The organism is Tsukamurella serpentis (assembly GCF_054780975.1).
The window spans coordinates 237555-248222 of the sequence record NZ_BAAGVH010000004.1 but is presented as its reverse complement, the minus strand read 5'-3'; the positions used below and the strand labels follow the sequence as shown (position 1 = coordinate 248222).

The window sequence follows — 10668 nt, the reverse complement described above, 5'->3', positions numbered from 1 at the left end:
CCACGGCGCCGCTGCGAACCACACTTCACGACGGGAACCCTTCGGTACCGCAAGGACCGGGGTGCAGGGCCTCGGCGGCTTCGAGTTCGGGAACGACCTCTGCGACCAGCTCGTCGACGGAGTCGACTATCCGCTCGCCGTGCGCGCTGCTGAAACCCAGAGCTGAGCCGATCGACGTCACCGTCGAGCGCAGCTGGGCCGTCGCGATGGCGGCTCGCGCATCGATCGCACGAGCGCCGGCACTCCGACCGAGGTCTGCATCGCCGTCCCGCTCGTCACTCATGCACCCTCCCGTCCCGCCTCCGCAGTCGGTACTCGTACCCACCGAGTTCGTTGTCGCAAAAGAATGTACCACCTGTGTTGCAACTGCACTCGCGCGCGCGAGGCCGCACAGATCCGGGAGACTCGCAGGTCAGGCCACCGACGAGCTATCCGCAACAGAGGTTGTCGGTCACTGGAATCCCGCGACCGTACTCACCGTGACTTTGCGGTCGAACAACCTCTACCCGCGCGTGCACCACGAACCACACCCCCAGCGATATCGGAACATGTCCCATCGCTGGTCAGACCACGTGAATCAGACATTCCAGGACATCGGCGCTATCACCGGACCCACGCGATTCAGAAGCCGGAGTTGATCAGCTCGAACATTCGGCGCCACACTCGTTCGCGCGCACGATTCAGTTTCGTAACGTCGTTCCGAATGCTCAGCCCGTGATCCGGGAAACCGCACCCAGTGGATCGGTGTACACCCCGTCGAGCGCGGCCGCACCGGCGGCCTGCTGCTGCACGCGGCCTCCGGCACCGGTCACCCGCACCGCCCGGCCCGGCTCGGCGGACGTGGCCTTGAGCGCCGCGGAGACATGCGGAAGGATCGCGGTGTGGTCGGTGAAGGCCTGGCCTCCCAGGATCAGCCGGTCCGGGTTGAAGATGTCGGCCACCAGTGCAGCGGCCTCCCCGAGTACCCGTCCGCGCTCGGCCACGATCGCCCGGGCGGTCTGGTTACCGTCGTCGGCCAGCTTGTGCAGATCCGTGATGTTGCGCACCGGAAGCTTCTGCAGGCGTGCGGCATCCACTACAGCGGTATCGGTCACCGCGTCCTCCAGCCGGCCGGTCCGGTTCGGATCGAGCAGCTCCACGTTGCGAGTGGGAAGGTGTCCGATGGTGTGCGGTCCGGAGCGCGGCGAGTGCACCGCACCGTGCAGCGCCAGCGCCACACCCACGGTCTCCCGACCGTAGAAGTAGAGCGTGGAGACCTGGGATTCGTACTCCTGCGACAGGTGCAGTTCGGCGGCCGCCATCGCCTCCACGTGCGGGGCCACCGTCACCGGCAGCCCGATCGCGCCCGAGAGTCGTTCGCCCAGAGCGACGTTCTTCCACCCCAGCCGCGGATGATCGGCGACCACACCACGATCGTCGACCCTGCCGCCGATCGCGATTCCGGCACCGAGCACCGTCCGGCCCTCCCAGCGTGCGAGGAACCGTCGGGCGCTGGTGGCTACCACGGACAGCACCTCCCCCGGTTCACCACTCTCCGGGGTGGGGATCTGGATGGCGCCGACCACCCTGCCGGCGATGTCGTGCATGGTCACCGTGCTCACTCGGAAACCGATGTGGATCCCCAGCGCCAGCGGACCGTTCGGATCCACCTCGAGCGGTAGCCGGGGCCGGCCGACGGCGCCACTGGCGGCACGATCGGCCCGCTCACGCACGAGCCCGGCGGCGATCAGCGCCGTCACCTGGCGGTTGACCGTAGCGGCGGACAGCTCCGTCGCACGGACGATCTCATCCCGCAACACCAGCCCACCGCGGCGGATCACCCGCAGCACGGCGGCAGCGGGCTTGTCCGAGACCCGCAACTGCGGGGCGAAGACACGCGGCGGGTGCGCGGCCCGAACCGGACGCTCGACATCGGAGGGACGCAGCAGCGGGTTGTGCGGTCGGGTGACGCGGGCGGGCCGGGTGGGCGTGGTGACAGCGGGAAGATCAACGACGGTCATGGTTCCTCGAAGGGGGTGCGTACGCCGCGGCATCCGGTGTACACCGGGCGCAGGCGAGAGAATGGAGTTGTCGAGCAGGGCGTGGGACGAGCCCGGGCAGTGCGAGCGTTAACGCTCAGCAGCAGCACATTCGACAGTGCACGCGAACCATGGGGAGACGGCAGCCCAGCGCGACGGTCTCATAACCGACGCGCAGATGGGCCTCAAGACTCCCGGACATGCTCCACAAAGTAGCACCGGCGACCGTCGCCCGCACAAGCGAACTCCCCCGCAATGCGATCCACATCACAGCACGGCTGCGAAAAAACCCAGGTGCGGGCAGCGCCGCACCCCGGCTAAACTGGCGCCATGCTCTCCTGAGACGTCCCCTCCCAGCTCTCCCCTCTCCCCGCGCCTCTCCCCGCTGCCGCACGGCCCGCCGTGCCGCGCGACTCGGACCTCTGCGGACCTCAGGAGCTTTCATGGCCACCTCCCTCACCCTTTCCGGGCTCTCGTTCGCCTGGCCGGACGCCACCGCCGTCTTCGACGGCCTGACCTCGACCATCCCCGCCGGACGAGCCGCCCTGGTCGGTGCCAACGGCGCCGGGAAGAGCACACTGTTGCGCATCCTCGCCGGCCGGCTCACCCCGACGTCGGGATCGGTGAGCGGAACGGGTGTGGTCGGCTACGTGCCGCAGCATCCGCAGGCCCGCCCCACCGACACCCTCGCCCACGCACTGGGCATCGACACGCAGGTCGGGGCGCTGCGCCGCATCGAGGCCGGTTCCACCGATCCCGCCGATTTCGACGCACTCGGCGACCAGTGGGACGTCGAGGAACGCGCGAGCGCAGTGCTCGACGGCCTGGGTCTGCGTCTGGGCGGCCTGGACCGCACCGTCGGCACCCTGTCCGGCGGTGAAGCCACCCTGCTCGCGATCGCGGGCCGGCTGCTCCTGCAGCCGGACACCCTGCTCCTCGACGAGCCCACCAACAACCTCGACGAGCGCGCCCGCGGACTGCTCACCGAGGCGTTGGAGGGATTCAGCGGCACAGCGGTGGTGGTCAGCCACGACCTGACTCTGCTCGAACGCATGGATTCGACCGTGGAGCTCTATCGCGGGGCGGTTCGCGTGTTCGGCGGTCCGTACTCGCACTACCGCGAAGTGCTCGACGCCGAGCAGGCCGCCGCGGAGCAGGCGGTGACCTCGGCGAAGATCGATCTCCGGGCACAGCGCCGCGATCTGGTGCAGGCGCAGATCAAGCTCGATCGTCGAGCACGGACCGCCGCGAAGGCACAGTCGCAGAAACGGGTTCCGAAGATCGTTGCGGGCATGCTGAAGAACTCAGCGGAGGTGGCCGCGGGTAAGTACCGCGGCCTGCACGATGACCGGATCGATTCGGCGCGGGAGGTCCTCGACGCCGCCGAGCAGGGGCTCCGCGACGACCGGTCGGTGCGGATCACCCTGCCCGAGCCGGGACCCGGCCTGCATCGCGTGCAGCTCGACGACGGACCGCTGCAGGTCGTGGGGCCGGAGCGGATCGCGCTCGTCGGTCCCAACGGGGCGGGCAAGACGACGGTGCTGCGCCGCGCCATCGCCGCCGCCCGGGCCGCACAGCCACCGACGGTGATCGGCGACGTCCCGCAGGACGTGCGCTTCGGGTCCGCTGAGGCGGGGTCACTGCTCGACGCGGTGCGCGGAGCCCATCCCGACCTGGACGCCCAGCAGGCCCACGCCGCGCTCGCGCGGATGCTGTTCCGCGGCCGGCAGGCGGAGCGGACCGTGAACACTCTCAGCGGCGGCGAGCGGCTGCGGCTCGCGCTGGCCATCGCCCTGCTCTCGGACCCGGCGCCGTCACTGTTGGCGCTGGACGAGCCGACCAACAACCTCGACGTCCCGTCGACGGAGCTGCTGGTGCAGGCACTGCAGTCCTGGGGCGGGGCGCTGGTGGTCGTCTCGCACGACCGCGCCTTCCTCGACCAGCTGGGCCTGACCCGCGAAGTCGAGATCACCCGCTGACCGCCTCGCCGCGGTGGCGGCCTTCACCACCCGCGGCTACTCGATAGGCTGCGCGGATGGAACGGGCGACGGTGGTGCGCGGGGCGATCGCCAACAGCGCACTCGAGGGCTGGGCGCCGACGTCGCTGGACGTCGAGCGGCTGCTCGCCCTGGCCACCGGCTCGGACCCACTCGACGAGTACGTCGCCCGAGCCGTCGAACGTGCGCAGGCCGCCGCTGAGACCGGCCCACCGGATTGCATCGACGTGCCGCAACGGTTCTCCGACACCCTGTACCCGGGGACTCGGATCCTGCGGAACCGCTTCGGCATCCGAGATGCGACACCGCTGCAGCAGTTGGAGTTCGAGATCGGTACGGCTCGGCAGTTCGGCATCGAGACGGGGCTGATCGACGTGCCTGCGACCTTCGACGGCGTGCATCTGATCGCGATCCACCGCACCCTGTTCGGTGACGTCTATCCGTGGTCCGGGGTCTTCCGCCGGTACGACATGGACCTGCGGCATCAGAGCTTCCGCGCCGCCACGATCGAACGGTATCTGGGCGACGCCTCGGCGATCCTGCGCCGGCCCGTCGACCACCTGAGCCCGCGCGGCTACGCGCACCATCTCGCCGAGGCCTACGCCTACCTGAACTGCGCCCACCCGTTCCGCGAGGGAAACGGCCGGTCGTCGAAGACCCTGCTCCAGCTCGCCGCCACACGACACGGATTCCGGCTCGACTTCGCAGCGGTCTCGAAGAAGCACTGGGATGGCGCGTCCCGTCGGTCCGCCCCGGATCACGGGCATTACCGCCCCGACGCGCACGCACTGTTCCGCGTGTTCGACGCGATCACCGTGCCCGCGGCGGGTAGCCGGTAACGGTCCAGCCCCAGCCAGCCGGCCATCTCGGCGACGGTCTGCTCCAGTGCCGCCTCCGATGCGGCGTCACGACCGTCCGGCTCCCAGGTGGTCGAGTGCACGAGCAACTCGCCCGCCGCGCGATCGGCCTTGACATCGCAGCGCGCGACGATCCGATCCCCGAACAGGAAGGGCAGCACGTAATAGCCGTGCACCCGCTTCTCCTTGGGTGTGTAGATCTCGATGCGGTAGTGGAAGTCGAACAGGGCCTCGGCCCGCTCGCGCTGCCACACGACGGGGTCGAACGGGGAGAGCAGGGCTCGTGCCGCCATCGCCCGCGGCCGCTTGGCATCCGCGTGCAGGTAGACGGTGCCGGGCCACCAATCGGCCTGAACCGGCAGCAGTTCGCCGGTCTCGACCAACTGCTCGACGGCGGGTGCAGCCTGGGCCGTGGACAGCCGGAAGTAGTCACGCAGGCAACGCAGGGTTGCGATGCCGTGCGCCTTCGCGGACTGCCGCAGCAGCTCGACGAAGGCCTCCTCGTCCGAGACCTCCCGCTGCGCGAGCTCCCCGAGCACTGCCGGCGTGGGGGCGTACAGCCGCTCGAACTGGCCGGTGCGGCCGGCGCTGGTGACCTCGCCGGCATGGAAGAGCACCTCCAGGCCCTCCTTCACCGAGGACCAGTTCCAACCCCAGTGCGTCTTCTCCACCACCTGCTCGTGCTCGAGGTGCGCCTCCAGTGCGCGGGCGGTGAGCGGCGGTAGCTCGGCGAGCGCGCCGCGCAACCGATCCAGTTGGCCGGGATGCCGCGCGTCATAGCTCGCGAACCGGTACGTCACCCGGTCCGCGACTCGGCGGTGCCGCAGCAGCGGCCAGGTCTCGGGCGGGACCAGCGAGGCCTCGTGGGCCCACGCCTCGACCAGCCGGCGCGGGGCCTTGTCCCGGGCGCGGTCGAGCAGCTCGGTGTCGTAGGCGCCGAGGCGGGCGAAGACCGGCAGGTACTGGCTGCGCGCGACCACGTTGACACTGTCGATCTGGATGAGCCTGAGCCGGTCGATCGCCTTCTGCACCTGCCGCATCGTCGGAGTGGACGATCCCGCGAAGCCCGGCTCGAAGCCCTGGGCGGCGAGGGCGATCCGCCGCGCCTGCGGCTGGCTGACCCTCATCGGCCCGGCGTGCCCGCCAGCCGCGGGAAGAGGTACTGCTCCAACATCGGAGCGATCGTCACGTCGCCGTGGTCCGAGGGGTCCAACCAACGTGCCTCGGCGATCTCCGCCGCGGCCTGCGGCTCGACCCGCAGCGCGGTGGCGAACACGGTGGACTCGATATCGGTGTTCGCCTCGTTCGCGGCCGGACCGCGCCAGGACACCAGGTGGGTGAGGTCTGCTGTGGTGAGCGCGACGCCCAACTCCTCATCGATCTCGCGGACCGCGCAGTCGATCGCGGCCTCCCCCGGTTCCAGCTTGCCACCGGGCAGCATGAAGGCATCGGTGCCGCGTTTGCGCACCGTGAGCACTCGCCCGGCCTCGTCCCGGAAACACACCGCCGCCACCGTCAGCACGTCCATGCCGCCACCCTAGCGACGACCACCGACAGATTCCTCAGCACTCGGGCACGTTCACGGCGAGACCGCCGAGGGAGGTCTCCTTGTACTTCGAGAGCATGTCGGCGCCGGTCTGGCGCATGGTCTCGATCGCCTGATCCAGCGAGACCCGGTGCGTGCCGTCGCCGTGCAGGGCGATACGGGCGGCGTTGACCGCCTTCACCGAGGCGATCGCATTGCGTTCGATGCACGGGATCTGCACCAGCCCACCGATCGGATCGCAGGTCAGTCCCAGATTGTGCTCGATCCCGATCTCGGCCGCGTTCTCCACCTGGGCCGGCGTGGCACCGAGGATCTGCGCCAGCGCCCCCGCGGCCATCGAACACGCCGACCCCACCTCGCCCTGGCAGCCGACCTCCGCACCGGAGATCGACGCGCGCTTCTTGTAGAGCACGGCGATCGCGGCGGCCGTCAGCAGGTAATCGCACACCGTGCGGTCCCGTTCCTCGGCCAGTCGCGGATGGAACTGCAAGGCGTAGTACAACACCGCCGGCACGATCCCCGCGGCGCCGTTCGTCGGCGCCGTGACGATCCGGCCGCCGCAGGCGTTCTCCTCGTTGACCGCCATCGCCGCCACGTTGAGCCAGTCCATGGCGTCCGCATCGCCGGAATCGACCAGCTTGCGGTACAGGCCGGGAGCGCGCCGCGGAACACCCAACCCGCCGGGGAGCATGCCCTCGGCGTGCAGGCCCCGCTCGATGCACGCGGACATCACCGACCAGATGTGCACCAGCCCTTCCCGGACCGCACGCTCGGCCTGATCGGTCGGTCCGCCGTGCAACGCGATCTCGTTCTGCAGCATCAGTTGCGGCACCGTCAACGCGGTGCGATCACACAACTCGAGCAACCCTGCGGCGGTATCGAAATCGTGCGGCACTCCGGCGGTGCCGGCCAGCGCGTTGACGGTGGCCGGACCCGATTCGCGTTCGACGAAACCGCCGCCGACGGAGTAGTACACCGCTTCGTGCGGGGCACCGTCGGCGAACTCGGCCCGGAACCGGATGCCGTTGGTGTGCCTGGGCAGCACCGTCAGCGGGTGTACCACGATCAGCTCGGTGCACAGCGGAACCTCGAAGGCGCCACCGAATCGGACTTTTCGGGTCACTTCGATCTCGGCTCCGCGTTTGGCGACGTAGTCCGGGTCCACGGACTCCGGGCGTTCGCCCTCCAGCCCCAGCAGTACCGCGGTGAAGGTACCGTGACCGCGCCCCGTGGCCGCCAGTGATCCGTACAGATCCACCTGCACCGCACGGACTTCCCCGCGTCCGGTGGCCGCGACTTCGTCGACGAAATCCGCTCCGGCGCGCATGGGCCCGACTGTGTGCGAACTCGAAGGGCCGATGCCCACCGAGAACAGCTCGAACACGCTGATGGTCACCCGTCCAGGGTAGGCGCCATACTGGTTGTATGGGCGACGCTGAAGAACTCGATCTCGACGCTCTGCTCCTTCCGGGTGACCGCGCGTACACCTTCCGCGAACTCGCCGAGCGGGGCGGAGTCGACGTCGAGGAACTGCGGGTGTGGTGGACATCCGCCGGCTTCGCGGACCTGCGCGACGACGACCAGAAGGCGTTCAGCGAGGAGGACGTGACGATCGTCCGCGACCTCGCGGCCCTGTTCTCCAGCGGGGCCGTCGAACCGGAGGCGGTACTGCCGGGCGCGCAATCCCTGGGGCAGGCGATGTACCGGCTCGCCGAATGGCAGGCGCCGATGGTGCGTGAATTCATCGACCTCTCCGAGGAGAGCGGCACCGAACACGACGTGGCGGCCAGCACCGCCACGATGATCGACCGGATGGAGCGCCTGCAGACGCGTATCTGGCGACGGCACCTCTCCACCGCCACCCAGCGGCTGATGATGCTCAACGGCGCCGATGCGCTCACCGCGCACATGGCGGTGGGCTTCGCCGATATGGTCGGATACACGCGCCTGAGCCGCGGTCTGGCGGTGGAGGAACTGAACACGCTGGTCTCGACCTTCGAGGCCCGGATGCGATCGGTGATCTACGGCGGCGGCGGGTGGATCATCAAGAGCGTCGGCGATGAGGTCATGTTCGCGGCGGCGGATCCGGCGACGGCGGGACGGATCGCCCTGACTCTGCAGGAACCACACGACTATCCCGAGCTCGAAGCGCTGGACATCGGCTTCCCGCAACTGCGGGTGGGTATCGCCTACGGCGAACTGCTGCAGCGCTACGGGGACCTGTTCGGCAGCGTCGTGAACCTGGCTGCCCGGTTGACCAGCGCCACCCGGCCGGGGACGGTACTGGTGGACGCCACCTTCGCCGATGCGATCACCGACGCCCCCGATCTGATGACCCGCAGCCTGCGCAGCTACCGGGCCCGCGGATTCCGGGCCGTGCACCCGCACCTGCTGCGCTGGGCCTCCGACACGCATCCGGACACCGACGACATCGGTCACGACGGGGAGACGGGCCTCCCCGACTTCCCCGACCCGGACTACTCCGAGCCGGAGCTCGCCGAGCCCGGGGCCGCGCACCAGCACTGACGGGCGGCAGGGCGCGCAATCAGGCGGCGCGCATCGGGCGGCGAGCGGCTCAGGCGGCAGCGAGCGCTACCGGGCGGGTGCGGGTGCCGAGCAGTTCCCGGTGCACCCCGCCGACGAACTCGATCAGCGACCCGCCCAGAGCGTCGCAGACACTGCCGAGCACCTCGGACGAGGCCTCCTTACGGCCGCGTTCCACCTCGGACAGGTACTGGGTGGAGACCCCCGCTTCATGAGCGACCTCGGCCAGGGTGCGGCCCTGCCGAGTGCGTTCCTGCCGGAGCACCCGGCCGAAGACCTCGCGCAGGAGCGGGGGACGCGCGGCCTCCACCGGCTCGTGCGTGTCGAAGCCCGCCACCCCACTCGTCATGCGGTCGAGCCTATCCGACGGTGCGCTCGGGTGGCGGAGCGTTCACGGTGGGCGTAACCGGCGCGTCGTCGGTGAGCGGGTGCGCCAGCTCATCGCGGCCCATCCGTGCCCACATCACCGCGATCGCCGCCAGCGGTAGCGGGAGCAGGCCCGCGATCACGAACGTCGCGCTCAGGCCGATCATGCTGCTCACCGGTCCCGCCAGGGCCAGCGAGAGCGGCATGAACACCAGCGAGACGAAGAAGTCCAGGCTGGACACCCGGCCGAGCAGTGCGCGCGGCACCCGTCGTTGCAGCAGCGTCCCCCAGATCACCATCGGCGCCTCGAAGACCACGCCCAGCACGAAGCCGGCCACCGCCATCACCATCACGTTCGTCGCCAGCCCGAACACGATCAGCGGCACCGCACCCATGCCCCACAGGCACATCATCACCGTCAGGTAGCGACGCGGGAGCGTCTGCGAGGCCATGACCAGCGCTCCGACCACACCGCCGATCCCGTACGCGGCGAGGATCATCGAATGCTCCGACGCTCCGCCCTGCGCGGCGTCCTTGATCGCGAACGGCAGCAGCACGTCGATCGGACCGGAGACCACCAGCACCAGCAGGCTGGCGAACAGCAGAGTCGCGAGCAGCCACGGGGTACGCCGCACGTACCGCACGCCCTCCCACAGCTCGCGCAGCGGATGCCCCGGTTCGGATTCGGTTCCGTCACCGTCATCGTCACCCGCGACAGTGGGGTCGAGGCGGATGCAGGTCACCACGACCGCCCCGGTCAGCGGTAACACGGCTGCGGCGACCAGCGCTAGGCCCGGCGAGTGCAGTCCGATCAGCGCGCCGGCGATCGCCGGCCCGGCGGCCATCGCGGCGGCCGGACGCACCGCCGATTCGTAACCGTTGACCGCGAGCAGTTCGCCCGGCGGGACCAGACGCGGCACCAGCGCCGAGTACGCGGGGAAGTAGAAGCCGGAGACCAGGCCGAGCGCCACGGTGGCCGACAGCATCATCGGCACCGTCACCGCGTCCAGCCACACCAGGATCCCGATACCCCCGATGACGCTGGCGTTGCACACCTCCAGAACGAACAGGATGCGTTGCTGCGGGAACCGATCGGCGACCACACCGCCGGCGAGGGTGGAGACCAGCAGGCCCACCGCGGCACCACCTGAGACCACCGAGACCGAGGTCGGTGATCCGCCCATGCGGATCACCTGCCAGACCATGGCGATCATCCACATGCCGTCGGCGATCAACGCGCAGAGCAGGGTGATGAACAGTAGCCGGTAGTTTCGTCGTAGCAGTGGCCGGAGCATGCGGGGCATGCTCCGTCGCGTACAGGCACCGTCGGACACCCTTAG

Annotated in this window: 10 protein-coding genes and 1 pseudogene; 4 read left to right on the top strand and 7 right to left on the bottom strand. The window is 69.7% G+C overall.

Going from position 1 to position 10668, the window contains the following annotated elements:
* Positions 1-25: 25 nt before the first annotated feature.
* Together ACYVHG_RS12965 and ACYVHG_RS12960 are read right to left on the bottom strand one after the other, a co-directional pair.
* Positions 26-283, bottom strand: a complete 258-nt coding sequence (locus tag ACYVHG_RS12965; RefSeq protein ID WP_461167870.1) for a hypothetical protein — start codon at positions 281-283, stop codon at positions 26-28.
* A 424-nt stretch (positions 284-707) separates the two neighbouring features.
* Positions 708-2000 carry an ROK family transcriptional regulator gene (locus ACYVHG_RS12960; protein WP_461167869.1) on the bottom strand — a complete coding sequence of 431 codons (1293 nt, stop codon included), beginning with the start codon at positions 1998-2000 and terminating at the stop codon, positions 708-710.
* Positions 2001-2218: 218 nt separating this feature from the next.
* Here ACYVHG_RS12960 and ACYVHG_RS12955 point away from each other — a divergent pair.
* From ACYVHG_RS12955 to ACYVHG_RS12945, 3 genes and pseudogenes are all read left to right on the top strand, one after another.
* A pseudogene (locus ACYVHG_RS12955) lies at positions 2219-2911 on the top strand (ATP-binding cassette domain-containing protein); the annotation flags it as partial.
* A gap of 159 nt (positions 2912-3070) precedes the next feature.
* The gene (locus ACYVHG_RS12950) at positions 3071-3997 is read left to right on the top strand and encodes an ATP-binding cassette domain-containing protein (RefSeq protein WP_461167902.1); all 927 of its coding nucleotides are present in this window, start codon (positions 3071-3073) and stop codon (positions 3995-3997) included.
* A gap of 56 nt (positions 3998-4053) precedes the next feature.
* Complete coding sequence (locus tag ACYVHG_RS12945) at positions 4054-4854, top strand: Fic family protein (protein ID WP_461167868.1); 801 nt, start codon at positions 4054-4056, stop codon at positions 4852-4854.
* On the opposite strand, the gene ACYVHG_RS12940 is transcribed toward ACYVHG_RS12945, so the two are convergent.
* Genes ACYVHG_RS12940 through ACYVHG_RS12930 form a run of 3 tightly spaced genes read right to left on the bottom strand, consistent with a single transcriptional unit; the run spans position 4782 to position 7814 of the window.
* A complete protein-coding gene (locus tag ACYVHG_RS12940) occupies positions 4782-5999 on the bottom strand; it encodes a winged helix-turn-helix domain-containing protein (RefSeq protein ID WP_461167867.1) in 1218 nt (405 codons plus the stop codon). The genes ACYVHG_RS12945 and ACYVHG_RS12940 overlap by 73 nt on opposite strands.
* Complete coding sequence (locus ACYVHG_RS12935; protein WP_461167866.1) at positions 5996-6400, bottom strand: NUDIX hydrolase; 405 nt, start codon at positions 6398-6400, stop codon at positions 5996-5998. The genes ACYVHG_RS12940 and ACYVHG_RS12935 overlap by 4 nt, the downstream gene beginning before the upstream one ends.
* Positions 6401-6434: 34 nt before the next feature.
* Complete coding sequence (locus tag ACYVHG_RS12930) at positions 6435-7814, bottom strand: L-serine ammonia-lyase (RefSeq protein ID WP_461167865.1); 1380 nt, start codon at positions 7812-7814, stop codon at positions 6435-6437.
* Positions 7815-7843: 29 nt separating this feature from the next.
* Here ACYVHG_RS12930 and ACYVHG_RS12925 point away from each other — a divergent pair, with 29 nt between their 5' ends.
* The gene (locus ACYVHG_RS12925; RefSeq protein WP_461167864.1) at positions 7844-8944 is read left to right on the top strand and encodes an adenylate/guanylate cyclase domain-containing protein; all 1101 of its coding nucleotides are present in this window, start codon (positions 7844-7846) and stop codon (positions 8942-8944) included.
* A gap of 49 nt (positions 8945-8993) precedes the next feature.
* Here the strand turns inward: ACYVHG_RS12925 and ACYVHG_RS12920 are convergent, their stop codons facing one another.
* Complete coding sequence (locus ACYVHG_RS12920) at positions 8994-9311, bottom strand: helix-turn-helix domain-containing protein (protein WP_461167863.1); 318 nt, start codon at positions 9309-9311, stop codon at positions 8994-8996.
* 10 nt (positions 9312-9321) lie between these two features.
* Positions 9322-10632 carry an MFS transporter gene (locus ACYVHG_RS12915; protein WP_461167862.1) on the bottom strand — a complete coding sequence of 437 codons (1311 nt, stop codon included), beginning with the start codon at positions 10630-10632 and terminating at the stop codon, positions 9322-9324.
* Between the last annotated feature and the right edge of the window lie 36 nt (positions 10633-10668).